A 24592-nucleotide genomic window follows, 5' to 3' on the forward strand; every position below is an offset into this window, starting at 1 on the left:
TCGGGGACCCGCAGATGCGCCAGCACCAGCTCGAACTCGCATTCGTCGAGCATCTCGGCGCCGCTGTCGCGCATCGTGGCGACCTTCATCGCGTCCGTGGCGATGCGGCTGCGCTTCATCGCCTCGTCGCTGTCGAACGACACCGTCGCGACCCCGAATCCGGATTCGCGGTCGACCAGCAGGCTGGCACTGCAGAAGCCGTCGAGCTCCGCCAGTGCCGGAAGGGTGGCCAGCCGGTAACCGTCGATGGCGCGATCGGCCGTCTCGGGTTCGACCCGCGCCCAGGTGACGCGGGCACAGGCGCCGGGCCCGGAATGGTGGTCGCGGTGCAGCGCGGCGATCTCCCATTCGTCGACGGTCGGGCTACCGCCGAGGATCTGCGCCGCGCGGTCCCGCAGCGCGACCGTGGGCTCGCGGCTGTCGGCCATCGCCTGCTCGGTCTGCCATGCCGTCGTCGCGATGCATCGCCCGGTCAGGCGGTCCACCAGCAGCGACAATCCGACATAGCCGTCGAGACCGCCGAGTGCCGGCCACACCGTGTCGTGGACGTATTTGATCCCGGCGTCGAGCGCCGAGGTCCGTGCGTGAATGGTCGAACTGCGTGCATACATGCTCTGCCTCCGTCGTCAGCGGCAGCGTCACGACGGCGCCGCCGGACTGAACTCATCGTCCTCCCCGAACCGGACGCAGATCAATGCTTCGGCGAAAGTGCGGACGATCAGATCAGCGCCCGCGCCGCCTGCGCGACGCCGGCCATCCCGATCTCCTCGGCGTCGGCGGCCAGTAGCCGGGCCGCTGCCACGCGCTCGGTGCGCGCCTCGGTCAGCTCGCAGTCCAGCAACCGGCAGCGCAGCAGCGTCGGTAGCCCGCCGGTGCGTTCGGCGATGTCCCGCGCCACGGCCAGGTCGTCGAGCGCCCGCTGCCGGTCACCGCGCAGCGCCGGCGCAGGTTGGAGATGGAGGCCTGCAGGCGGCGGTGGTCAGCCGGTCGACTGGTAGTCGTTCATCGCGTCGTCGAGACGTTGCAGCGCCTCGCCGTACTGCGCGAAATCACCGCTGCGCTGGGCCTCACGCACCGCATCGAGTGCCTCGTTGACCTCCTGCAGCGCAGCGGCTTTCGCCGACGACAGCTCGGTCGGCCCGGACGGCGGCACCGCGACCGGGGTCGGCACCTCGGGCGCCTGTCCGGTCCGGGTGGGCGGTGTGGCCGATGGTGGCGACGTGTTGGCCGGTGGCTGCGCCGCCGGCTGCTGACCGGTGGGCGCGTTCGTCGGCGCCGGCCCGGTCGCGGTGGCCCCGGCGCCGGGGCCGAACAGATCGGTCAGCGCGTCGCGCACCGTCGGTCCGAAACCGATCTTGTCGTTGTACATCATCGCCACCCGGATGAGGCGCGGGTACGACGAGGCCGCGTCGCTGGTGCCCGGGGACGCGTATACCGGTGCCACGTAGAGCAATCCGCCTTCGCCCATCGGTAGCGTCAGCAGGTTGCCCCAGCGGATCCGGTTCTGGTTGTCGCGGCCGATCAGGCCGAGTTCCTGAGACACCGTGGTGTCGGTGCTGATCGCGTTGAACGCCAGCTTGGGGCCGTTGACCTGACCCGGAATCGTCAGAATCGTGAGCTTGCCGTAGGTCTTGGGATCCGAGCTGGCGCTGATGTAGGCCGCCAGGAAGTCACGCCGGAACCGGTTCATCGCGCTGGTCAGCTGGAACGACGGCTGATCGTTGTTCTCCGCCAGGTCCTTGGCGACGATGTAGTACGGCGGCTGGTAGCTGCTGGCCGTCGGGTTGGGGTCCAGCGGGACGTCCCAGAAGTCCGACGTCGAGAAGAACGTCACCGGGTCGTCCACGTGGTATTTGGCCAGCAGCGCCCGCTGCACCTTGAACAGGTCCTCCGGATAGCGCAGATGCTCCTGCAACTCGGGGCTGATGTCGCTCTTGGGCTGCACGGTCCCCGGGAACACCTTCATCCACGCCTGCAGCACCGGGTCGTTCTCGTCCTGCGCATAGAGCGTCACGGTGCCGTCGTAGGCGTCGACGGTGGCCTTGACCGAGTTGCGGATGTAGGACACCTGCTTGTCGAGCTGCAGCCGGTTCAGCGCCACCTCGTTGGAGTCGGCGGTCGCGCTCGACAGCGACATCAACTCCGAGTACGGGTAGTTGTCCAGCGTGGTGTAGCCGTCGATGATCCACACCATCCGCTTGTTCACGATCGCCGGGTACATCGCGGTGTCGGTGGTCAGCCACGGCGCCACCGCCTTGACCCGATCGGCCGGATCGCGCTTGAACAGGATCTTGCTGTTCTCGCCGATCACGTTGGAGAACAGGAAGTTGCGCTCGGCGAACTTGGCGGCGAACAAGCTGCGCGCGAACCAGCCGCCGATCGGCACACCGCCGGAACCGGTGTAGGTGTAGTTGCGCGTCTCGGTGTTGGTCTCGTAGTCGTACTCGCGGGGCGCCCCGTTCTCGCCGACGATGGCGTAGTCGGCCGAGGTGTTGGCGATCACCGGGCCGAAGTAGATGCGCGGCTGGTCCAGCGGGGCCGGCCCGGGCGAGACCACCTCGCCGTTGGCGCCCACGACGCTGGCCAGGAACTCCGGATAGCCACCGTTCTGGTTGGGGTCATTGGCCACCCCGCGCACCGTGTTGGCCGGCGAGGCGATGAAGCCGTTGCCGTGGGTGTAGACGGTGTGCCGGTTGATCCAGTCGCGCTGGTTGTCGATCAGCCGGTCCGGGTTGAGCTCGCGGGCGGCCACCACGTAGTCGCGCAGGTCGCCGCCGGCGTCGCTGTAGCGGTCCATGTTCAGCTGGTCGGGGAAGTAGTAGAAGTTCTTGCCCTGCTGGAACTGGGTGAACGCCGGGCTGACGATGTTCGGGTCGAGCACCCGGATGTTGGACGTGGTCGCGCGGTCGGCGGCCACCTGTTGCGCGGTCGCCGGCGCATTGCCGGCGTAGTCGCGGTAGGTGACGGTCTCGTTGGTGAGCCCGTAGGCCTGTCTGGTCGCGGCGATGGAGCGGCTGATGTACTCGCTCTCCTTCTGCGCGGCGTTGGGCCGGACGCTGATCTGCTCGACCACCAGCGGCCAGCCCGCACCGACGACCAGCGACGACAACAGCAGCAGCACCACACCGATCGCGGGGATGCGCAAGTCGCGCAGGAAGATCGCGGAGAACACCGCCACGGCGCAGATGATGGCGATGGCCATCAGGATGAGCTTGGCGGGCAGCACCGCGTTGATGTCGGTGTAGCCGGCCCCGGTGAACGGCTTGCCGCCGCGGGTGTGGCTGAGCAACTCATAACGGTCCAGCCAGTAGGCGGCCGCCTTGAGCAGCACGAAGACCCCGACCAGGGTGACCAGCTGGATGCGCGCCGAGCGGCTCAGTGCGCCGGAACGGCCCGTGAGCCGGATTCCGCCGAACAGGTAGTGGCCCAGCAGGTTGGCGACGAACGCCAGGAACGTCGCGACGAACAGATAGGACAGCACCAGCCGGTAGAACGGCAGGTCGAACGCGTAGAAGCCCAGGTCGATGCCAAACTGCGGATCGGTGATGCCGAAGCTGCCGCCGTGCAGGAACAACTGGGCGCGGTCCCAGTAGCTCTGCGCGACGAAGCCCGCCAAGACACCGATGAACAGCGGCACCCCGATGCCGATCAGCCGCAACCGGGACATCACCGCCGTGCGGTAGCGGGCGATCGGGTCGTTGGGGCCGGCGGTGGGCACGAACACCGGACGGGTGCGGTAGGCCAGCGCCATCGCCGCGAACACCACGCCGGCGATGAACACGGTGACGACCAGGAAGATGATGATGCGGGTCATCACCTGCGTGGTGAACACCGATCGGTAGCCCAGCTCACCGAACCACAGCCAGTCGACGTAGGTGTCGATGAACCGGGGACCGATCAGCAACAGCAGCACTGCGGCCAGCGAGACCGCGATCAGTACCCTGCTTCGTCGCGTCAGCTTCGGCATTTTGGCCGCGGGCCGCATACCCACTCGATCACTCCGCTCTTGAACATTCCCAGCATCTGTTCAGGTTCCCCGACTTTGTTCCCCAACTGTACGCATCGGGGTGGACGCGCCGAATCAGCAGCGGGGAGGTTCGCCACCAGCGGAAAGCGTCCGCATCGAGTCGATCGCCTGCCCGAGGGTCTCGACCTTGAGCAGATCGATGCCGTTCTCGTCGGCGGTTTTGGCTTCGTCGCAGTTCTCGGCCGGCACCAGGAACACCGTCGCCCCGGCGTCGGCGGCCGCCGCGATCTTGTGGGTGATGCCGCCGATCGAGCCCACTTTGCCGTCGCCGGTGATGGTCCCGGTGCCCGCCACGAACTTCGATCCGTTGAGGTCACCGGTGGTCAGCTTGTCGACGACGGCCAGGCTGAACATCAGGCCCGCCGACGGCCCGCCGATGTTGGCGAGGTTGAACTCGATGCTGAACGGCGCCCACGGCGCGTCGAGCACGTTGACGCCCATGTAGCCCTGGTCGCCGTTGGGGTGCTCACCCAGTGTCACCTCGACCGTGCCGGCCGGCGCGTTCTTGCGGCGGTAGTCGACGACGACGGTGTCCCCCGGCTTGGTGTCCTTGAGGATCGCCTGGAACTCGTCCAGGTTGGCGACCGGCGTGTTGTTGACGCCGACGATCGCGTCACCGGCCTGCAGCTTGCCCTCGGACGGGCCGTCCTCGGCGATGCTCTCCACGGTGATGGCCATCGGGTACTTGAGGTAGTCCAGCGCGGCGTACTCGGCGCTGTCCTCGGATTCCCGGAAGTCGCGGCTGTTGGCCTCCTCGACCTCTTCGCGGGATTTGTCCGGCGGGTACACCAGGTCGCGCGGGATCAGCTGATCGTTGCCGGAAGCCCAGAACACCAGCGCCTGCACCAGCGTCAGGTCGTCGCGCTGCGACACCGTGGTCATGTTGAGGTGCCCCGAGGTCGGGTGAACCTCGGCCCCCTCGATGTCGACGACCTGCTTGCCGTCGACCTCACCGAGGGTGTCGAACGTCGGTCCGGGACCCAGCGCGACGTAGGGCACCGCCACCGACGTCATCAGGACACCGAAGACCAGGACCGGCACCAGCGTGACGACGAGGGTCCACATCCGCCTGTTCACGCCGCCTACAGTAGATGTTCGCGCAGTAGATGTTCGCCGGGCCCGGCCCGGATTCGGCGAGCCGCGCGCCCGCCCGTTCACTGACAGCGTGACCCACCCCCCGGCACGGCGCCGACGCGGTGAGTACCGTTGAGGACATGGCTGACCTGCCTTTCGGCTTCTCCGCCGGGGACGACCCCGAGCGCGACAAACGCAAGAAGGACCCCGGTTCCGGATCGGGGCCCGGTGGTGACCCGTTCGGATTCGGCGGCGGCGGCGATTTCGACATGTCGCAGCTCGGCCAGATCTTCAGCAAGCTCGGTGAGATGTTCAGCGGCGCCGGCTCGGCGATGGCGACCGGCAAGGCCTCCGGCCCGGTGAACTACGACCTGGCCCGGCAGCTGGCGTCGAACTCCATCGGCTTCGTGGCCCCGGTGCCCGAGCAGACGACCAAGGCCGTCGCCGATGCGGTGCACCTGGCCGAGACCTGGCTCGACGGCGTCACCGCGCTGCCCGCGGGCACCACCACCGCGGTGGCCTGGACACCGAGCGACTGGATCGACAACACGCTGGACACCTGGAAGCGGTTGTGCGACCCGGTCGCCGAGCAGCTCTCGACCGTGTGGGCCTCGGCGCTGCCCGAGGAGGCCCAGGCGATGGCGGGCCCGCTGCTGTCGGTGATGACCCAGATGGGCGGCATGGCGTTCGGCTCGCAGCTGGGCCAGGCCCTGGGCAAGCTGTCGAAAGAGGTGCTCACCTCCACCGACATCGGGCTGCCGCTGGGCCCGAAGGGGGTCGCGGCGTTGCTGCCCGACGCGGTCGAGGAGCTGGCCGAGGGCCTCGAACAGCCGCGCAGCGAGATCGTCACGTTCCTGGCCGCCCGCGAGGCCGCCCATCACCGGTTGTTCAGCCACGTGCCGTGGCTGTCGGCCCAGCTGCTGAGTGCCGTGGAGGCGTTCGCCAAGGGCACCAAGATCGACATGAGCGGGATCGAGGAGTTCGCGCGCGGCTTCGACCCGGCCTCGCTGACCGACCCGTCGGCGATGGAACAGCTGCTCAACCAGGGCATCTTCGAACCCAAGGCCACCCCCGAGCAGACCGCGGCGCTGGACCGCCTGGAGACCCTGCTGGCCCTGATCGAGGGCTGGGTGCAGACCGTGGTGTCCGCCGCGCTCGGTGACCGGATCCCCGGCACCTCGGCGCTCTCGGAGACGCTGCGCCGCCGCCGCGCCACCGGCGGACCGGCCGAGCAGACGTTCGCCACCCTGGTGGGTCTGGAGTTGCGGCCCCGCAAGATGCGCGAGGCGGCGGTGCTGTGGGAGCGGCTGACCGAGGCGGTCGGCGCCGACGCCCGCGACGGCGTCTGGCAGCATCCCGACCTGCTTCCCGACGGCTCCGACCTGGACGATCCGGCGGCCTTCATCGACCATGTGCTCGGCGGCGACATCAGCGGCATCGACAGCGAGATCGAGCAGGCGCTGAACCAGGCCCGCGACACCGACGGCGGCGGGGACGGGGAGAACACCCCGTAACACCGGCGCCCTGTGGATAACTCGGCCCGGCGCCGTCGGCGCGTGACACCGTCGAGGGATGACGCGGTACGCGCTCGACCCGACCACCCCCGTGCTGTCCCGCCCGGACGGCACGGTGCAGATCGGCTGGGACCCCCGCCGCGCCGTGGCGGTGTGCCCGCCATCCGGAATGGCCACGACGGTGCTGGCCGACCTGCTGCGCGCACTGCAGGGTGTCGCGACCGTCGCCGGACTGCAGACGCTGGCCGAGGGCCACGGCACCGATCCCGCCCTGGTGGCCGGGCTGGTCGCGCACCTGCTCCAGCGTGGCATCGTCAGCGCGGCGACCGAACCGCCGGCCCACTCGGCCGCGGTCCGGCTGCACGGCGGCGGGCCGCTTTCGGACCTGCTGACCTCCGCGCTGCGCTGCTCCGGGGTGCGGATCAGCCACAGCTCGCGCACCCACGCGGTGGGCGCCAACGTCGACCTGGCCGTGCTCACCGACTATCTGGTCGCCGATCCGCGGGTGGTGCGTGACCTGCACGACGCCGGGGTGCCGCACCTGCCGGTGCGGGTGCGCGACGGCGCCGGGCTCGTCGGACCGCTGGTGCTTCCCGGCGTGACCAGCTGCCTGCGCTGCGCCGACCTGCACCGCAGTGACCGCGACGCCGCCTGGCCGGCGATCGCGTGGCAGCTGTGCCGCACCGTGGGCAGCGCCGACCGGCCCACGCTGCTGGCGACCGCGGCGCTGGCGCTGCGCGAGGTCAACGACGTCCTGCGGGCGCTGGGCGGCGGGTCCGGCGGCGCCGGGACAAGGCTGCCGTCGACGCTGGACACCACGCTGGAAATCGACGTCGGACACGGCATCGTCGCAGCCCGGAGCTGGTCCCGGCACCCGAAGTGCCCATGTTGACATCAAACGTTGCCAACTGGTTGGTGGAAGTTCAGCACCGTCGTGGATGATGGTCTGGTGAGCGAGATCAAGCGGGGCCGGGCAGCGCGCAACGCCAAGCTGGCGACGTTGCCGGTGGGGATCGCCGGGCGCGCCGCACTGGGCGTCGGCAAACGGCTGACCGGCAAGTCGAAAGACGAGGTCAACGCCGAGCTGATGGACAAGGCCGCCCAGCAATTGTTCACGGTGCTCGGCGAGCTCAAGGGCGGCGCAATGAAGGTCGGCCAGGCCTTGTCGGTGATGGAGGCCGCCATCCCCGAGCAGTACGGCAAGCCGTACCGCGAGGCGCTGACCAAGCTGCAGCGCGAGGCGCCGCCGCTGCCCGCGGCCAAGGTGCACCGGGTGCTCGACGCCCAGCTGGGCACCAAGTGGCGGGAACGCTTCCGTTCCTTCGACGACACCGCGGTCGCGTCGGCCAGCATCGGCCAGGTGCACAAGGCGATCTGGGCCGACGGCCGCGAGGTCGCGGTCAAGATCCAGTACCCGGGCGCCGACGAGGCGCTGCGCGCCGACCTCAAGACGATGCAGCGGATGGTCAGCGTGCTGCGGCAACTCTCCCCCGGCGCCGACGTGCAGGGCGTGGTCGACGAGTTGATCGAGCGCACCGAGATGGAACTCGACTACCGGCTCGAGGCCGACAACCAGCGCGCGTTCGCCAAGGCCTACCACGGCGACCCGAAGTTCCTGGTGCCGCACGTGGTGGCCAGCGCGCCCAAGGTGGTGATCCAGGAGTGGATCGAGGGCATCCCGCTGTCGCACATCATCCGCGACGGCACCCAGGAGCAGCGCGACCTGATGGCCACCCGGCTGTTCGAGTTCTGCGACGACGCGCCGCGGCGGCTGGAGATGGTGCACGGCGACGCCCACCCCGGGAACTTCATGCTGCTGCCCGGCGACAAGATGGGCGTCATCGACTTCGGCGCGGTCGCACCGATGCCCGGTGGCTGGCCGGTCGAACTGGGCCAGATCCTGCGCTACGCGGTCGACAGGAACTACGACAAGCTGCTGCCCACGATGCGGAAGGTGGGCTTCATCCAGAAGGGTCAGGAGGTGTCCACCCGCGAGATCGACGAAATGCTCAGGCAGTACGTCGAACCGCTGGAGGTCCCGGTATTCCACTACCGCCGGAAATGGTTGCAGCGCATGGCCACCCTCGAACTCGACCGCGCGGCCGGCCAGATCAGGGCCGCGCGCCAGATGGACATCCCCCCGAAGCTGGTGATCCCGATGCGGGTGATCGCGTCGATCGTGGCGATCTCCTGTCAGCTCGACGCCCACGTCCCGACGCGGCGCATCGCCGAGGAGATGGTGCCGGGATTCGCCGATCCCGACGGGGTCTGACCTGTCGCGGGCTCACCTCGTTGCGTACCGGAATGGGTGATTCTGCGTCCGCTCACGTCATGAAAATCACGCGGCGACAGGGTCTTTGGCGTCCTTGCGGGGCCGGCCCCGCGGCCGCTTGCGGGCGACGACGGCACCCCGATCGAGGATCTCGCCACCCCACACCCCCCACGGCTCCCCGCGCTCGAGCGCCGCGGTCAGGCACTCGCGCCGGATCGGGCAACCGGCGCACAGCGCCTTGGCGCGTTCGAGGTCACGCGGATCCTCGGCGAACCACAGGTCGGGGTCCTCGACATGGCACGGCACCGCCAGCTTCGCTCCCTCGCACGTCATCAGCGGAGACATGTCCGGTTCCTCTGCTTCCTGGTTGTTGGTTTCTCGTCTGCCATCTGTGAACTTCCGATGGATCGGCGACCAGGTTTCGAGGCGGTGGGCCCGGAATGAAACTGGCCACGGATCCGATTGCGGGTCCGTGGCCTGGGCGGCGGGGTGGTGGCTGCTAGCGGTGACCCCTGACGGACGCGGCAATCGTGCCGGCTGCGGCGTGGCGCTTGCGCGCCGCGGCGCGCGCGGCTGCGGCAGTGGCGGTGGCGACCCAGATCGGGTCCTGGAGGGTCCGCGTCATGCCGACAGCGGCTACGCCGGTGAAGCTGATGTTGCTGAACATGATCGGGGCACCCTCCTTTCGCACATGAGCCGTCGTCCGTGTGTTCTCGAGGCTAGACGCTACCCGACGAATCCGACAAGCGATTTTCTGACCAGCGGCTTTCGTCGGGCCGGTCAGGTCGGGGCCCGGCGACTGCGGACCATCTCGAGGACGTCGGCGCCGAACTGTTCGAGCTTGCGGGCGCCGATCCCCGGGATCGCGACCAGCGCCGCGTCGTCGCTCGGCAGCGACTCGGCGATCGCGATCAACGTGTTGTCGGTGAACACCACGTAGGCCGGCACGCTCATCTCCTTGGAGATCCGCAGCCGCCACTCCTTGAGATCGCCCAGCAGCTGCTCGTCGAGGTCCGACGGGCAGGTCTCGCAGCGGCGCAGCATGATGGCCGCCGGCGAGCTCAGCGCCGAGTTGCACACCCGACAGCGCGGGGCCGGTCCGCGCGGCTTGCGCGGCCGGCTGGGACCGTCGTCACGCTGCGCCTGTGGCGCGATGCCGTTGAGGAACCGCGACGGCCGGCGGCCCTGGCGCCCGCCCGGGGTGCGGGCCAGCGCCCAGCTCAACGCCAGATGCACCCGGGCCCTGGTGATCCCGACGTAGAGCAGGCGGCGTTCCTCCTCCACCGGCTCGCTGTCGGGGCCGTGCGCGAGCGCGTGCGAGATCGGCAGCGTGCCGTCGGCCAGCCCGACCAGGAACACCGCATCCCATTCCAGCCCCTTGGCGGCGTGCAGCGAGGCCAGTGTGACGCCCTGCACGGTCGGTGGGTGACGGGAATCGGCGCGCTGACGCAGTTCGGCGAGCAGCCCGCGCAGGTCCAGTTGCGGGCGCTGCGCGACCTCCTCGTCGACGAGTTCGGCCAGCGCGACCAGCGCCTCCCACCGGTCGCGGGCCCGGGTGCCCGCAGGCGGTTCGCCGGTCAGCCCCAGCGGTTCCAGCGTGATGCGCACCACCTCGGGCAGCGGATCGTCCTCGGCCACGCCGCGCTCGGCGGCGCGTTGCAGTGCGAGCAGCGCCTGGCGGATCTCCTGGCGGCTGAAGAACCCCTCGCCGCCGCGGACCTGGAACGGCACCCCCGCTTCGGTCAGCGCCTCCTCGTAAACCTCGGACTGCGCGTTGATGCGGTAGAGCACCGCGATCTCCGAAGCGGCCGTGCCGGATTCGACGAGGTTCTTGACCGTGCGGGCCACCGCGGCGGCCTCGGCGACCTCGTCGGGGAACTCGTTGAACATCGGCTCGGGCCCCGGCGGGCGCTGCCCCACCAGATGCAGCCTGCTGCCCGCCATCCGGCCCCGGGCGGCCGCGATGACCCGGTTGGCCAGCGACACCACCTGCGGGGTGGACCGGTAGTCGCGCTCCAGCCGGACCACCGCCGCCTCGGGGAAGCGCCGGGAGAAGTCGAGCAGGTAGCGCGGGGAGGCGCCGGTGAACGAGTAGATGGTCTGGTTGGCGTCGCCGACGACGGTCAGGTCGTCCCGGCCACCGAGCCAGGCGTCGAGCACCCGTTGTTGCAGCGGGGTGACGTCCTGGTATTCGTCCACCACGAAACAGCGGTACCGGTCCCGGAACTCGGCGGCCACCGCCGCGTCGTTCTCGATCGCCGCCGCCGTGTGCAGCAGCAGGTCATCGAAGTCAAGGAGCACCAGCCCCTCGCGGCGGGTCTTGAGCGTCTCGTAGCCGGCGTAGGCCTCGGCGACCTTGGCGGCCTCGAACGGGATGTCGCGACCGGTGTCGCCGGCCCGCACCGGATAGTCCTCCGGGGTGATCAACGAGGCCTTCGCCCATTCGATCTCGCCGGCCAGGTCGCGCACGTCGTCGGTGCCGGTGGGCAACCCGGCGCGGTTGGCGGCCTGTGCGACGACCGCGAACTTCGAGTCCAGCAGTTGCCATTCGGTGTCGCCGACCACGCGCGGCCAGAAATAGGACAGCTGGCGGCGCGCGGCGGCGTGGAACGTCATCGCCTGCACCGACTCGGTCGACGCGCCGGGCGCGTTCCCGCCGAGCGCACGCAGCCTGCCCCGCATCTCCCCGGCCGCGCGTTGCGTGAACGTAACGGCGAGCACCTGCCCCGGTGCGACGTGCCCGGCCGTCACCAGGTGCGCGATGCGACGGGTGATGGTGCGGGTCTTGCCGGTTCCCGCCCCGGCCAGCACGCACACCGGGCCGCGCGGGGCGAGCACCGCGTCGCGCTGCTCGTCGTCCAGGTCGCCCAACAGCAGGTCACGCGAGGCCGTGGGGGACATGGCCACCATCATGTCAGCGAGCTAGGACACATGTGGACCGGGCGCGGCATGGATCGGGCATCGGTTACGTTGATGGGCTTATGAGCACCGACGACGCCGCCGCGGTCATTATGTACACCACCATGTGGTGCGGTTTCTGCTTCCGCCTGAAGAGGGCCCTGAAGAAAGAGGGCATCGCCTACACCGAGGTCGACATCGAGCGCGACCCGACCGCGGCCGCTTTCGTGGCGTCCGTCAACAACGGCAACCGGACGGTGCCGACGCTGAAGTTCGCCGACGGGTCCACGCTGACCAACCCGAGCGGCGCTCAGGTCAAGGCCAAGCTGGCCGGCTAGTTTCCCGGCGCGCAGACGCAACCCGGGCCGGTCAGTCCAGCGCGGCCCAGGATTCGATGATCTCCCGCGCGATCGAGATCGACCCCGGCAGCAGCAACCGGGAAGTGCCGCCCGAACTCCAGTCGCCGCGGTCCAGCGCCTCGCGGATCTCGGCGCGGGTGAACCACGCCGCCTCAGCGATCTCGCCGTCGTTGAACGAGAACTCCTGTTCGGGGTCGCCCAGCGCGTGAAAGCCCACCATCAGCGACCGCGGGAACGGCCACGGCTGGCTGCCCAGGTACTCGACGCCGGTGACGGTCAGGCCGATCTCCTCGGCGATCTCACGGACCACGCACGATTCGAAGGACTCCCCCGCCTCGACGAACCCGGCCAGGATCGAGAACAGCCGCTCCGGCCACAACGTCTGGCGGGCCAGCACGGCCCGGTCGTGGCCGTCGTGCACCAGGCAGATCACCGCCGGATCGATCCGCGGGAACTCCTCGTGCCCGGTCAGCGGGTCGACCCGGGACCAGCCGGCCTTGACCGGCGCCGTCGGCGCGCCGTCGACAGGACTGAACCGGGCGCTGTCATGCCAGTTCAGCAACGCCGTCGCGGTGGCCACCAGTTGCGCGCTGAGGTCGTCGAACACGTCACCGGTGCGCCGCAGATCGAGCACCTCGGTGGGCGCGTGCGGGTCGTCGGGGGGTTGCAGGTCCGAGCGGATCGCCCACACGTGCCTGCCGTCGTCGAGCCGGCCGAGAAACACCGCATCCTGCGGTGGGGTCTCACCCGCGCCGGTGGCCGGGTTCAGCACCGCGCGGCCCTGCGAGATCAGCACCTGGTTTCGGCGGTCCACCCGCAGCAGCAGCGCATCCGGCCAGCCGGCCACCGCGGCGTCGACGTCGGTGCGCAGCGTGTCGGCCCGGTCGGCACCGACCCGGGACAGCAGGGGGACGTTGCGCAGCCGGAACCCCGCCGGGGTCATCGCTCGGCATCCGCGGACCGGATGTACAGCAGCCGGTCCCCCAGCTCGAGCGCGTCGACCTCCGGTGCGTCCACCCGGATCAGCTGGTTGTTGCGCACCACCCCCAGCACGATGTCGGGCAGGTGGCGGGGCGACCCGCCGATCTCCTTGGGGGTGATCTCCCGCTCGGCGATGGCGAATCCGGCGTCGGGGGTGAGCAGGTCCTCCATCATCTCGACCACGCTGGGCGTCTGGGTGGCGATGCCGAGCAGTCGCCCGGCGGTCTCGGAGGTCACCACCGTGGAATCGGCGCCGGACTGCTCGAGCAGGTGCTGGTTCTCCGCCTCCCGGACCGCGGCGATGATCTTGGCCTTCGGCGCCAGCTCACGCGCGGTGAGCGTGACCAGTACCGCGGTGTCGTCACGGTTGGTGGCCACGATGATCGCCTTGGCGTGCTGGGCGCTGGCCAGGCGCAGCACCTCGGAATCGGTGGCGCTGCCCCGGACGGTGACCAGCCCGGCGCTCTTGGCGCGTTCGAGCGCGGCCGGGTTCTCGTCGACGATGACGATGTCGGCCGGTGCGACCTCGTCGCCGACCATCGCGGCCACGGCGGTGCGGCCCTTGGTGCCGTAACCGACCACCACGGTGTGGTTGCGCACTTTGTTCCTCCATTGCTGGATCTTGAACGCCTGCCGCGACTCGGTGGTCAGCGTCTCCACGGTGGTACCGATGAGCACGATCAGGAAGGCCACCCGCAGCGGCGTGATGATCAGGACGTTGACCAGGCGCGCGGTCTCGGTATAGGGCGTGATGTCGCCGTACCCGGTGGTCGACAGCGACACCGTCGCGTAGTAGAAGCAGTCCAGCAGCGACAGGCCGTCTTCCTGGACATCGCGGTACCCGTCGCGATCGAGGTAGACGATCAGCACCACCGCGCACAGCACCGCCAGCGCGATGACGATCCGTTTGGTGATCCGGACCCACGGGCTCGGCACTTCCTCGGGAATCTGCACCCGGTCGGTGAGCGCGTGCACCGGGAGATCGGTGAGCGATTGATCGACCCGGAGAAGCCGTCGTCGCAGACCGCCCTTAGCCACGGGGGCCCGTCATGGGGTGAGGCTGCCGCATCAGCACAATGTAATCATGACCCCTCCCACATCCGCACCGCAGCAATCCCCAACAGGTGCCTACCGGCTGGCGGCGATGTTGCTGGGCATCGGCACACTGCACTTCGCCGCACCCAAACCGTTCGACACGATCGTGCCGGCCGAACTGCCGGGCAGCGCCCGGTTCTACACCTACGCCTCCGGGGTGGCCGAGCTGGGGACCGGCGCCGCACTGCTGGCCCCCAAGACCCGCCGCCTCGGCGCACTGGCCGCGGTCGCCCTGTTCGTCGCGGTGTTCCCGGCCAACGTCAACATGGTGCGGCTGTGGTTCAGGGACCCGACCAAGTCGCTGCCGATGCGCATCGTCGCGGTGGCACGCCTGCCGCTGCAGATCCCGATGATCACCGCGGCGCTCAAGATCTACCGGAGCTCCTGACCGAGACCTACCGCAGCCCCTGACCGAGATCTACCGCCGCTCCTGACCGGCCGTCACGCCGCCTTCCCGGCCACCACGTCGGCGAGCAGCGCGGCCAGGCTGTCGGCGTCGGGCAGCTCGTCGGGCGCCACGGTGCGCCCCGAGCCGACGTAGTGGAACACCGCGCGCACCGAACCCACCGGGCAGCCATGCAGCCGAGCCCATGCCAGCCGGTAGACGGCGAGCTGAACCGCGTTGTGCTGCAAAGCTTCCGTCGTCGAGGGCGGTGCGCCGGTCTTCCAGTCCACGACCGTGAAACCGCCGTCGTCGTCGGCGAAGACCGCGTCGATGCGGCCCCGGACCACCCGGCCGGCGATCATCATGTCGAACGGCACCTCGACGTCGATCGGGGTGCGTGCGGCCCACGACGACACCGCGAAAGCGGCCTGCAGTTCCTCGAGTTCACCCCGGTCCTGCCGGTCGGCGTCGACGGCACCGGGCAGATCGTCGAGATCGAAGAGCTTCTCGGCCTGGAAGTAGCGCTGCACCCACTCGTGAAAGGCGGTGCCCGTCAACGCTTGCGGATCGGGCCGGCGCGGCAGGCGGCGGTGCAGCCGTTGGGTGGCTGCCTCGGGGTCGCGGTCGAGTTCGACCATCGCGCTGACCGACAGTTGCGCCGGCAACCCGGGCGCGGGCTGCTCGGTCGAACGGGCACGCTCGGCCAGCAGGGCATCGACATCGCCGGACCACCCGTGCACGTCGCCGTGCTCGCCGGCGTCCTCACCGGCGGCCATGGCCCGGGCCACCAACGCGGCGCCGCGGTCGGTGTCCGCACGCCGCCCGCCCACCGGGTCGACCGGCCACATCGCCTCGACGACCCGGTCGCGCAGCGGGTTGACATCGCCGTCGGCCGGGGCGTCGGCCCACACATCGACCGCGCCGCACGGCCTGCCCGCCGCCGCGGACGCGTCGATCGCATCCCTGAGCTCGGTCAGGAACACCGAGGGCCCGCGCGGCTTGGATTCCGTCGCGCCCCAGTGATGTCCCGACACCAGCAGCGCGCGCTCGGCGCGGGTGATGGCGACGTACAGCAGCCGACGCTCCTCGTCGGTGCGGCGCTCGTCGAGGCTGCGCTTGTGATCGGATATCTTGTCCGACAGCCCTTTACGATCGCTGACGTCGGAGGTGTCCAGCACCGGCACACCGTGCTCGGACACGCCGGCCCGGTCGCCGCGCAGCAGCGGGGGCAGGTCGGCGGCGTCGGTGAGCCAGGTACGCGGCGACGCCGTCGACGGGAACACCCGCCCGCTGAGGTGCGGCACCGAGACGATCTGCCACTCCAGCCCCTTGGCGGCGTGCACGGTCAGGATCTGCACGCGTTCCCCGGACACCGCGACCTCGGCGGGCGCGAGCCCGTTCTCGACCTGCTCGGCGGCGTCGAGGAAGGCCAGCAGAGCGGCCACCGTCGCCGCCGGGCGCGCCGCGAAATCGGCCACCACGTCCGCGAACTCGTCGAGGTGCTCGGTTCCCGACCAGCCGGCGGCGACCGGGCGGGCCGCCCGCGCCTCGGCGTCGACACCCAGCACCCGGCGCACCTCGGCGACCAGGTCGGGAAGCGGGCTGTCCAGGTGCGACCGCAGCGCGGTCAGCTCACGTGCGAGCGCGGTGATCCTGGCCAGCCCTTCGGCCGAGTAGGCCGCCGCGGCGCCCGGATCGCAGATCGCTTCGCCCAGGCATGGCGCGTCGCCCTCCGGCCCGACCTGCGCGACGACCTCACCCAGCCCGGCGGCAGCCGGGACGGGCGCGCCGTCCAGCTCGACGGCCCGACGCCACAACGCTGCGATGTCGCGGGCACCGAGCCGCCAGCGCGGGCCGGCCAGTACCCGCACGGCGGCGGCCCCGGCGGTCGGGTCGGCGGCCAGCCGCAGCATCGCGACGACGTCGGCGACCTCGGACACCGCCAGCAGGCCGGACAGCCCGACCACCTCGACGGGCAGCCCACGCCGGCTCAACGCCTCGGCCATCGGCGCGGCATCGGCGTTGCGGCGCACCAGCACGGCGGCCGTCGGCGCGGATCCGGTGGCCGCCAGGCCCGCGTGGTAGCGGCGCGCCAGCTCGGCGGCGACCCACTCGCGCTCGGCCTCGACGTCGGGCAACAGCGCGCACCGCGCGTCGCCGGGCTCGGCGTCCGGACGGGGCCGCAGCGCGCGCACCGCCACCGAGCGGCGCCGCGCGTCGGCCGACACCTGGTTGGCCAGCTCGAGCACCTCCGGCGGGTTACGCCAGCTGGTGTTGAGCTCCAGCGTGGGCGCAGGGGTGCCGTCCGAACGCGGGAAATCGGTGGTGAATCGCGGCAGGTTGGTCGCCGACGCACCGCGCCAGCCATAGATCGACTGGATCGGGTCGCCCACGGCGGTGAGGGCCAGGCCGTCGTCGGCGCCGCCGCCGAACAGCGACGACAGCGCGACCCGCTGGGCATGTCCGGTGTCCTGGTACTCGTCGAGCAGCACCACCCGGTAGCGCTGCCGCAGCTGCTCACCCACCTGCGGGAACCGCTCGGCCAGCCGCGCCGCCAGGGCCATCTGCATGCCGAAGTCGACGACGCGTTCGGCGTGCATCCGCCGGTGCAGCTCGTCGATCAGCGGCACCAGCAGGGTCCGCTCGGTCTGGGTGGCCAGCGTCCGCAGCAGGAACTGGCTCGGCCCGCGGTCGCGTTGGTACCTGCCCGCCGGGAGGTGATGGATCAGCCGTTCCAGCTCCAGATGGGTGTCGCGCAGCTGCCCGGTGTCCACCAGATGCTCGGAGAGCTGGCCGGCCAGCTTGAGCACCATCGCGGTGACCGACGCCGGCGATTTGTCGGTGTCCAGCGCCGCCGGGTGTTCGCACACCACCCGGAAAGCCAACTGCCACAGTTCCGTCTCACCGACCAGCCGGGCGTCGGGTTCGACCGGCAGCAGCAGGCCGTACTCCCGCAGCAGGTTCCCGGCGAAGGCGTGGTAGGTGCCAACGGTGACCGGGTCGTCGGACATGGCGGAGCCGTCGACCGCCCCGGGCAGCATCAGACCGGACCCGGCGAGACGGGCCAGCCGGGCGCGCACCCGTCGCAGCAGCTGCCCCGCGGCCTTGCGGGTGAACGTCAGACCCAGCACCTCACCCGGTCGGGCATAACCGTTGGCGACCAGCCAGACCACCCTGGCGGCCATCGTCTCGGTCTTGCCGGCGCCGGCCCCGGCGATCACCACCAGCGGCCCGGGTGGCGCCGCGATGACCGCGGCCTGCTCGTCGGTCGGGGGGAAGAGCCCGAGGGCGTCGGCCAGCGCGGCCGGGCTGTGCACTGCGCTCATCGGTCACCGCCCCCGGTCTGCTGGGCCGGGCACATCGTCCGCACCGGGCAGTGCGCGCAGCCGTCGTTGATCCGGGCCACGAACTGCGGGCCCCGGGTGGCCGCCGCGGCCTCACCCACCAGGTTTTGCCACTCGGCCCGGCCCGCCTCGGTCAGCGCGTCCTGCTCCCGCTGGGTCGCCGCGCCGGCGCTGGTCCTGCCCAGATACACCAGCCGCCCGCCGCCGGGCTCGTCGCCGTCGGCGATCAGGCCGGCGGCGACGGCCAGCTGGTACATCGCCAGCTGGGCGTGGCTCTGCGCGTCGTCCTTGGTGACCGGGGTCTTGCCGGTCTTGACGTCGACCACCACCAAGCGCCCCTCGCCGTCGCGTTCCAGGCGGTCGAGCCGGCCCCGCACCTGCACCGCGGGGGCACCGTCCTGCGCGGCGATCAGCTCACCCTCGACTTCGATCTCGGTGCCGATCTCGGTGAACCGATGCCGGGTCTCGGCGCGCCAGCCCAGGAACGTCGACAGCATCTGCAGGTGCCGGACGAGCTCGTTGTCGGCGTGCCACTGCGCCTCGAAAGGGATGAACTGCCAGACCTTCTCGAGTTCGTTGAGCATGGCCGACTCGGTCGTGCCGTCCTCGGCGATCAACGAGTGCACGATCGTCCCCAACGCCGATCGCACGTCACGGGCGCGCGCCCCGCCGTGCCGCTCGAGCAGCCAGCGCAGCGGACAGTCCGAAAGCATCTGCAGTGTCGACGGTGACAGGGTGACCACGTGGTCGTCGGCCTGCCAGAGCGGTTCGCGGGTGGACACGTCGCGCATGCCGTACCACGACGCCGGATCGGCACCCGCCACCCCGGCCCCGGCGAGCCGCGCCAACTGGGCTGCCGCACAGGCTCGTTCGGCGTCACTGACCGCATCCGGCGCCGAGCAGACGACCGAGCGCAACCGGCCCACCAGCGCCGAGGGGGCCAGCACCCGCGGCGCCCGCACCGGATGCGGCGGTGCGGGGTCGTCCCCGGTCGCCAGCGCCGCCAGCTCCTGGCAGAACGACGACGGCAGCATCGCGTCGTCACCACCGTCGCTGTCGACCGCGGTGACCAGCAGCCGGCTGCGCGCCCGCCCCATCGCGGCCATCAGCAGCCGGCGTTCCTCGGCCAGCAGCGGTGCGCGGCTGGACAGCCCGCGCTGGTCCGCGTCGGCGACCCCGTCGATGACATCGACCAGCTGCTGGGTGGCCAGCACCCCGCCCCGCGGGGCGACGTTGGGCCACAACCCTTCCTGGACGCCGGCGATCACCACGAACTCCCACTCGCGGTTCAACGCCGAATGGGCGCTGAGCAGCGACACGGCATCGGGCTCCGGGCCGTCCTCGCGGGCGACCGGCGGCAACGCCAGCGCCTCGATGTGGTCGATCAGACCACCCAGCGACGCGCCCGCCGTCTGTTGGACGTACCGCTCGGCGATGTCGAACACGGCGGTGACCGCGTCGAGATCGCGGTCGGCCTGTGCACCCGCCGGGCCGCCCCGCTCGCTGGCCGTCAGCCAGCGCCGCTGCAGTCCCGACCGGTTCCACACCTGCCACAGGGTGTGGTGCGGATCGTGTCCGCCCGCCACGCTGCGGCGTGCCGCGGTGAGCACCGTGCGCACCCGTCCCAGTGCGCGCTGCTGCTCGTCGGAGAGGGTGGCGGCGCCGCCGTGGACCGCCGCGGCGAGCAGGTCGGGGAAACTCTCGGCATGACCGGGGGCGGCGCGGCGCAGTGCGCGCCGCAGCTGACGCAGCGACACCGGATCGACCCGGCCGATCGGACCGGTGACCAGCTGCACGGCGCGTTCACCGTCGAGCCCGTCGGCCGTGGCCGACAGCGCGGTCAGCAGTGCACGCACCGCGGGCTGTTCGGCCAGCGGCACCCCGCCCGGAGCCAGATCCACCGGCACACCGGCCGCCGACAGCGCCCGGCCCAGCGCGGCACCCATCCTCGGCACCGAGCGCACGATCACCGCCATCTGCCGCCACGGCACGCCGTCCACGAGATGGGCGCGCCGCAGCGCGTCGGCGATCAGGGCGGATTCGGCGTGCGGCGACGCGGCGACGCGCACGGTCAGCGAGCCCGTCGCGTCGGTACCGGTGAACTCGCGGAGGCCGCCGCCGTCCGGCAGCCGCCGCCCGATCGCGCCGATGGCCCGGGCCAGCTCAGCGGAACAGCGGTGCGAGCGGGTCAGCGTCAGGGCGGGACCGTCGCCGCGCAGCAGCACCGGGTCGGCGCCGCGGTAGCCGAACACGCTCTGGCCGGTGTCCCCGGCGATCACGGCGAGTTCGGCGCCCGACGCCAGCGCCTGCACCAGCCGCGCGGCCTGCGGATCGAGGTGTTGGGCGTCGTCGACCAGCAGCAGCCGCACCCGGACCCGCTCGGCGGCCAGCAGCTCGGCGTCCGCCGCGAACGCCTCGAGCGCCGCCCCCACCAGTTCGGCGGCACCCAGCGCGGGCACGGTGGCCTGCGGGGCCGCCATGCCCACCGCCGAGCGCAGCAGCATGATCTGCTCGTAGGCCTGCGCGAAGCGGCCCGCGGCCTGCCATTCCGCCCGCCCCGACAGCCGCCCGATGCGCTGCAGGACAAGGGGATCGACGCCACGCTCGCTGCACCTGGCCAGCAGATCGCGCAGCTCGGTCGCGAAGCCGACGGTGGTCAGCGCCGGCCGCAGCCGCTCCGGCCACCGTACCGGTGAGGCGTCACCGTCCTCGAGATCTCCGGCCAGCAGCTCCCGGATGATGCCGTCCTGCTCGGCGCTGGTGATCAGCCGCGGCGGCGGGCTGCCGTTGCGTGCCGCCGCCAGCCTCAGCACCCCGAACGCATACGAATGCAGGGTGCGCACCAGGGGTTGACGCACCACGGTGCGCTCGCCCGCCGACAGCAGCCGCGCGGTGACCTGGGCCCGGGCCCGGGCCCCGAGCCGCGACGAACCCGTCAGCAGCAGAACCGATTCCGGATCCTGCCCGGCCGCCATGTGCGCGACCGCCGTGTCGATCAGCAGCGTGCTCTTCCCGGTGCCGGGCCCGCCCAGCAGCCGGACCGTGCCCCGCAGATCGGGTCGGGACAGGGCGGCCGCGGTGAGCTCGGTGTGGGGCGCAGACATGAGGGCATGACATCACGGGGGTCCGACAACTTGGCCCGCCCCGGCGCCTGCTGGCAGCATCGTGCGGGTGAGCAACCGACTGCACGTGCACCGGTACGGTCCGGCCGGCCCGCCCGAGGTGCTGGCGATCCACGGCCTGACCGGCCACGGCCGGCGGTGGCTGACGCTGGCGGAGCGCCACCTTCCCGGCGTCGCGGTGTGCGCCCCCGACCTGATCGGGCACGGCCACTCCTCGTGGGCCGCACCGTGGACGATCGACGACAACGTCGCGGCGCTGGCGGCGTTGCTCGACACCGACGGCGGCGGTCCGGTGGTGGTCGTGGGCCATTCGTTCGGGGGCGCGATCGCGCTCGGCCTCGCCGCGGCCCGGCCGGATCTGGTCGCGGCACTGGTCCTGCTCGACCCGGCCGTCGGCCTGGACGGCGAGTGGATGCGCGAGGTCGCCGACGCGATGCTCGACTCCCCCGACTACACCGACCGCGAGGAGGCCCGCGCCGAGAAGGCCAACGGCTCCTGGGCCGAGGTGGAGCCCGCCGAACTGGAGCGCGAACTCGACGAGCACCTGGTGGCGCTGCCCGGCGGACGCTGTGGCTGGCGGATCGGCGTTCCCGCGATGCTGTCCTACTGGAGTGAGTTGGCCCGTCCGGTGCCGCTGCCGCCCAACCGAATCCGCACCACACTGGTGCGGGCCCGCAAGGTGGACCCGCCGTACGCCGGCGACCGTCTCATCGAGGCGCTGCGCGACCGTCTCGGTGCGCAGTTCACGCTGCTGGACTGGGACTGCGACCACATGGTGGCCCAGGCGCTGCCCGCCGAAACCGCCGCACTGATCCGCACGCACCTCGACGCCGGTTAGCGATGGCCGCGGTGACCGACGAACAGGTCGAGACCGTGCGGGCACTGGTCGCGTCGATCCCCGTCGGCCGGGTGGCGACCTACGGCGACATCGCCACCGCCGCGCGGCTGTCCAGCCCGCGCATCGTCGGATGGATCATGCGCACCGACTCCTCGGATCTGCCGTGGCACCGGGTGGTTCCGGCGTCGGGACGACCCGCGCCGCATCTGGCGACCCGGCAACTGGAGCGACTGCGGGCCGACGGGGTACTCGCCGCCGGCGGACGGGTGCCGCTGCGCGACTACCGCCACGCCTTCTGACGCCGAGCGGGTTCTGGCGGTGCTGAATTCCGGCGGCAACTACCGGGAATGCACGGTCGGCGTCCGGGGCTCAGAGCGCCAGTCGTACCAGCGCGGCGGTGCGGGCGAGCCCGGGGAACGCGGCGGCCGTCGCCCGCGGGTGCAACGCATGCACGGCAAGCCGGAAAATCAAGGCGCGCAACAACATCTGTGGCCACTCCGGTAGCGACGACCACCGGTCGATGAGGCCGTCGTCGGCCTCCCCCCACGACAGCGCGTCGACGACGACCACTCCGGCCGCCCAGGCCGGCGGGCGCCAGTACGGTGTGATGTCGGTGATGCCCGGGGCCGCGCTCCCGGCGAAAAGCACTGTGCCGTAGAGGTCTCCGTGCACCAGCTGACTGGGGCTCTTGGCCGGCCTGCGCAGCGCCGCGAGCTGGTTGATCAGCTCGACCGACTTCTGCGCGTCGGCGGTGCCCGGCGCGACCCGCGCGCCCGGGGGCAGCGCGTGCAGCGGCCGCTCCTCCCACGCGGCACGGTCGGCGGCGATGAACACGTCGACGTCCGCCCACGGCGCGAGCGGGGGCTGGGTCAGGAACCGGGGCCGCTCCAGCTTGGCGGTGGCCTCGTGCAACCGCACCGCAGCCGAGACGACCTCGTCGTGCCGCGGCTCCGGGGTGCCTGCGACGTAGGTGTCGGCCCGCCAGCCGGCGACGACGTAGCGGCCGTCGGTCGAGCGCACCGGCCGGGCCAGCCGGACGCCGTCGACGAACAGGGTCTCGCGGACCTTGGCCGACCATGCCGCCCGGGCGTGGTCGGCGACCAGTGAGAGCACCACCTCACCGCACCGCCAGCCGCCCTCCCAGCTGGAACCCAGTGGCACCGGCTGCACACCGGACAGCCCGAACGCCGCGAGCACATGGTCGGGCGGGCGCTCGGCGGTCACCGCCACAGCCTATGCGCAGCGACCGCCAACCCGGCGTTAGTACATGACCATGTCGGGTTCGAGTTGCTTGGCCCAGGCCACGATCCCGCCCTGCAGGTGCAGCGCGTCGGCGAAACCCGCCTTCTTGATCACGGCCAGCGCCTCGGCCGAACGGACCCCGGTCTTGCAGTACAACACCGGCACCCGGTCCTGCGGGAACTTGGAAAGCCCGTCGCCGGCCTCGATCGCCGACTTCGGGATGAGCTCGGCGCCGTCGATGTGGTTGATGTCCCACTCCACCGGCTCACGCACGTCGATCAGCGCGTACTTCTTGCCGGAGTCCAGCATCTCGCGCAGCTCGCGTGGAGTGACGGTGGAGTCGACCGCGGCCTCGGCGACCTCGTCGGAGACCACGCCGCAGAACTCGTCGTAGTCGATCAGCTCGGTGATCTTCGGGGTGTCCGGATCCTTGCGGATCTTGATGGTGCGATAGGTCATGTCCAGCGCGTCGTAGACCATCAGCCGGCCCAGCAGCGACTCGCCGATCCCGGTGATCAGCTTGATCGCCTCGGTGCCCATCACCGAAGCGATCGACGCGCACAGGATGCCCAGCACCCCGCCCTCGGCACAGGACGGCACCATTCCCGGCGGGGGCGGCTCGGGGTACAGATCGCGATAGTTCAGGCCGCGCTCGTTGCCGGCCTCGTCGGCCGGGGCGTCCTCCCAGAACACCGATACCTGACCCTCGAAGCGGTAGATCGAACCCCACACGTACGGCTTGCCCGCCAGTACCGCGGCGTCGTTGACCAGATATCGGGTCGCGAAGTTGTCCGTGCCGTCGATGATCAGGTCGTACTGCTTGAACAGGATCACCGCACGGTCGGGTTCCAGACGGAACTCGTGCAGCCGGACCTCGACCAGCGGGTTGACCTCGCGGATCGAGTCGCGGGCGCTCTGGGCCTTGGGCCGGCCGATGTCGGACTGGCCGTGGATGATCTGGCGCTGCAGGTTGGACTCGTCGACGACGTCGAACTCGACGATGCCGATGGTCCCGACCCCGGCGGCGGCCAGGTACAGCAGCGTCGGCGAGCCCAGCCCCCCGGCACCGATCACCAGGACACGGGCGTTCTTCAGCCGCTTCTGCCCCTCCACGCCGAGGTCGGGGATGATGAGGTGCCGGCTGTAACGCGCAACCTCTTCGCGGGTGAGTTCGGCCGCGGGCTCTACCAGCGGCGGCAACGGTGAGGACACCGAGTTTCTCCTTGGTTGGTTACAGACACCATCTCAGCAGGTACGTGGTGCAACAGCAACGAGGGCCCGACGCTTCCCGCGCGGTCAGCGCCGGCGAGACATCCCTAGTCTGTAAGTGTCAAGCGGCGTGGGGTGTGCGGTGTGCCCACGCGGTGTGTTCGTCGTAGTGGGTGTGGTGGCGTAGGCAGCCGTGGAGGATGCCGACGAAGCGGTTGCCTAGTGCGCGTAG

The 24592-nt window shown here is 71.0% G+C and carries 20 protein-coding genes; 7 read left to right on the forward strand and 13 right to left on the reverse strand.

What is annotated here, in order from left to right; genetic code table 11:
• The 4 genes from JDV09_RS22890 to JDV09_RS22905 all read right to left on the reverse strand — a co-directional run.
• Positions 1 to 611: hypothetical protein (locus JDV09_RS22890; RefSeq protein ID WP_221371434.1), on the reverse strand; the 611-nt coding region annotated here is incomplete at its 3' end.
• 107 nt (positions 612 to 718) lie between these two features.
• The gene (locus JDV09_RS22895; RefSeq protein ID WP_221371435.1) at positions 719 to 898 is read right to left on the reverse strand and encodes a hypothetical protein; all 180 of its coding nucleotides are present in this window, start codon (positions 896 to 898) and stop codon (positions 719 to 721) included.
• Positions 899 to 979: 81 nt separating this feature from the next.
• Complete coding sequence (locus tag JDV09_RS22900; protein WP_221371436.1) at positions 980 to 3991, reverse strand: UPF0182 family protein; 3012 nt, start codon at positions 3989 to 3991, stop codon at positions 980 to 982.
• Positions 3992 to 4081: 90 nt separating this feature from the next.
• Positions 4082 to 5104, reverse strand: coding sequence for a YlbL family protein (locus tag JDV09_RS22905; protein WP_221371437.1), 1023 nt, complete (start codon positions 5102 to 5104; stop codon positions 4082 to 4084).
• Positions 5105 to 5241: 137 nt separating this feature from the next.
• On the opposite strand from JDV09_RS22905, the gene JDV09_RS22910 reads away from it, so the two are divergent.
• The 3 genes from JDV09_RS22910 to JDV09_RS22920 are packed head-to-tail and all read left to right on the forward strand — an operon-like array spanning position 5242 to position 8887.
• Positions 5242 to 6615, forward strand: a complete 1374-nt coding sequence (locus JDV09_RS22910; protein ID WP_255605884.1) for a zinc-dependent metalloprotease — start codon at positions 5242 to 5244, stop codon at positions 6613 to 6615.
• 58 nt (positions 6616 to 6673) lie between these two features.
• On the forward strand, positions 6674 to 7507 hold the full coding sequence (locus JDV09_RS22915; RefSeq protein WP_221371439.1) for a bacteriocin biosynthesis cyclodehydratase domain-containing protein: 834 nt from the start codon (positions 6674 to 6676) through the stop codon (positions 7505 to 7507).
• 42 nt (positions 7508 to 7549) lie between these two features.
• A complete protein-coding gene (locus tag JDV09_RS22920; RefSeq protein ID WP_221371453.1) occupies positions 7550 to 8887 on the forward strand; it encodes a macrolide-binding ATPase MABP-1 in 1338 nt (445 codons plus the stop codon).
• A gap of 66 nt (positions 8888 to 8953) precedes the next feature.
• Here JDV09_RS22920 and JDV09_RS22925 read toward each other — a convergent pair whose 3' ends face one another.
• The 3 genes from JDV09_RS22925 to JDV09_RS22935 form a co-directional block, all read right to left on the reverse strand.
• Entirely contained in the window at positions 8954 to 9232 is a 279-nt protein-coding gene (locus tag JDV09_RS22925) for a WhiB family transcriptional regulator (protein WP_221371440.1), read from the reverse strand.
• 154 nt (positions 9233 to 9386) lie between these two features.
• Positions 9387 to 9554, reverse strand: coding sequence for a hypothetical protein (locus tag JDV09_RS22930; protein ID WP_221371441.1), 168 nt, complete (start codon positions 9552 to 9554; stop codon positions 9387 to 9389).
• Between the two features lie 113 nt (positions 9555 to 9667).
• Positions 9668 to 11800: an ATP-dependent DNA helicase UvrD2 gene (locus JDV09_RS22935; RefSeq protein ID WP_221371442.1), complete on the reverse strand. Its 2133-nt coding sequence runs from the start codon at positions 11798 to 11800 to the stop codon at positions 9668 to 9670.
• Between the two features lie 68 nt (positions 11801 to 11868).
• On the opposite strand from JDV09_RS22935, the gene JDV09_RS22940 reads away from it, so the two are divergent.
• A complete protein-coding gene (locus JDV09_RS22940; RefSeq protein ID WP_221371443.1) occupies positions 11869 to 12123 on the forward strand; it encodes a mycoredoxin in 255 nt (84 codons plus the stop codon).
• 31 nt (positions 12124 to 12154) lie between these two features.
• Here JDV09_RS22940 and nudC read toward each other — a convergent pair whose 3' ends face one another.
• Together nudC and JDV09_RS22950 are read right to left on the reverse strand one after the other, a co-directional pair.
• A complete protein-coding gene (nudC, locus tag JDV09_RS22945; RefSeq protein WP_221371444.1) occupies positions 12155 to 13087 on the reverse strand; it encodes an NAD(+) diphosphatase in 933 nt (310 codons plus the stop codon).
• On the reverse strand, positions 13084 to 14163 hold the full coding sequence (locus JDV09_RS22950; protein ID WP_221371445.1) for a potassium channel family protein: 1080 nt from the start codon (positions 14161 to 14163) through the stop codon (positions 13084 to 13086). The genes nudC and JDV09_RS22950 overlap by 4 nt, the downstream gene beginning before the upstream one ends.
• A gap of 46 nt (positions 14164 to 14209) precedes the next feature.
• On the opposite strand from JDV09_RS22950, the gene JDV09_RS22955 reads away from it, so the two are divergent.
• Entirely contained in the window at positions 14210 to 14608 is a 399-nt protein-coding gene (locus tag JDV09_RS22955) for a DoxX family protein (RefSeq protein ID WP_221371446.1), read from the forward strand.
• A 53-nt stretch (positions 14609 to 14661) separates the two neighbouring features.
• Here the strand turns inward: JDV09_RS22955 and JDV09_RS22960 are convergent, their stop codons facing one another.
• Positions 14662 to 17931 carry an ATP-dependent helicase gene (locus JDV09_RS22960; protein ID WP_221371447.1) on the reverse strand — a complete coding sequence of 1090 codons (3270 nt, stop codon included), beginning with the start codon at positions 17929 to 17931 and terminating at the stop codon, positions 14662 to 14664.
• Positions 17928 to 21053, reverse strand: a complete 3126-nt coding sequence (locus JDV09_RS22965; RefSeq protein ID WP_221371448.1) for an ATP-dependent helicase — start codon at positions 21051 to 21053, stop codon at positions 17928 to 17930. Before JDV09_RS22965 ends, JDV09_RS22960 begins: the two co-directional genes overlap by 4 nt.
• A 67-nt stretch (positions 21054 to 21120) precedes the next feature.
• Here JDV09_RS22965 and JDV09_RS22970 point away from each other — a divergent pair, with 67 nt between their 5' ends.
• Together JDV09_RS22970 and JDV09_RS22975 are read left to right on the forward strand one after the other, a co-directional pair.
• Positions 21121 to 21909 carry an alpha/beta fold hydrolase gene (locus JDV09_RS22970; protein WP_221371449.1) on the forward strand — a complete coding sequence of 263 codons (789 nt, stop codon included), beginning with the start codon at positions 21121 to 21123 and terminating at the stop codon, positions 21907 to 21909.
• 2 nt (positions 21910 to 21911) lie between these two features.
• Positions 21912 to 22208, forward strand: coding sequence for an MGMT family protein (locus JDV09_RS22975; protein WP_221371450.1), 297 nt, complete (start codon positions 21912 to 21914; stop codon positions 22206 to 22208).
• A gap of 70 nt (positions 22209 to 22278) precedes the next feature.
• Here the strand turns inward: JDV09_RS22975 and JDV09_RS22980 are convergent, their stop codons facing one another.
• Together JDV09_RS22980 and moeZ are read right to left on the reverse strand one after the other, a co-directional pair.
• Positions 22279 to 23133: a TIGR02569 family protein gene (locus JDV09_RS22980; RefSeq protein WP_221371451.1), complete on the reverse strand. Its 855-nt coding sequence runs from the start codon at positions 23131 to 23133 to the stop codon at positions 22279 to 22281.
• Between the two features lie 36 nt (positions 23134 to 23169).
• On the reverse strand, positions 23170 to 24351 hold the full coding sequence (gene moeZ, locus JDV09_RS22985) for an adenylyltransferase/sulfurtransferase MoeZ (protein WP_255605891.1): 1182 nt from the start codon (positions 24349 to 24351) through the stop codon (positions 23170 to 23172).
• Positions 24352 to 24592: the final 241 nt, after the last annotated feature.

This window comes from Mycolicibacterium xanthum (assembly GCF_019710635.1).
GTDB classification, from domain to species: domain Bacteria; phylum Actinomycetota; class Actinomycetes; order Mycobacteriales; family Mycobacteriaceae; genus Mycobacterium; species Mycobacterium xanthum.

Excerpts from the sequence above, each read along its gene's own strand:
- JDV09_RS22965 (WP_221371448.1), bottom strand. The coding sequence starts at position 21,053 with ATGTCTGCGCCCCACACCGAGCTCACCGCGGCCGCCCTGTCCCGACCC.
- JDV09_RS22940 (WP_221371443.1), top strand. The coding sequence starts at position 11,869 with ATGAGCACCGACGACGCCGCCGCGGTCATTATGTACACCACCATGTGG.
- JDV09_RS22975 (WP_221371450.1), top strand. The coding sequence starts at position 21,912 with ATGGCCGCGGTGACCGACGAACAGGTCGAGACCGTGCGGGCACTGGTC.
- JDV09_RS22925 (WP_221371440.1), bottom strand. The coding sequence starts at position 9,232 with ATGTCTCCGCTGATGACGTGCGAGGGAGCGAAGCTGGCGGTGCCGTGC.
- JDV09_RS22955 (WP_221371446.1), top strand. The coding sequence starts at position 14,210 with ATGACCCCTCCCACATCCGCACCGCAGCAATCCCCAACAGGTGCCTAC.
- JDV09_RS22935 (WP_221371442.1), bottom strand. The coding sequence starts at position 11,800 with ATGATGGTGGCCATGTCCCCCACGGCCTCGCGTGACCTGCTGTTGGGC.
- JDV09_RS22930 (WP_221371441.1), bottom strand. The coding sequence starts at position 9,554 with ATGTTCAGCAACATCAGCTTCACCGGCGTAGCCGCTGTCGGCATGACG.
- JDV09_RS22915 (WP_221371439.1), top strand. The coding sequence starts at position 6,674 with ATGACGCGGTACGCGCTCGACCCGACCACCCCCGTGCTGTCCCGCCCG.
- JDV09_RS22960 (WP_221371447.1), bottom strand. The coding sequence starts at position 17,931 with ATGAGCGCAGTGCACAGCCCGGCCGCGCTGGCCGACGCCCTCGGGCTC.
- JDV09_RS22910 (WP_255605884.1), top strand. The coding sequence starts at position 5,242 with ATGGCTGACCTGCCTTTCGGCTTCTCCGCCGGGGACGACCCCGAGCGC.
- nudC (WP_221371444.1), bottom strand. The coding sequence starts at position 13,087 with ATGACCCCGGCGGGGTTCCGGCTGCGCAACGTCCCCCTGCTGTCCCGG.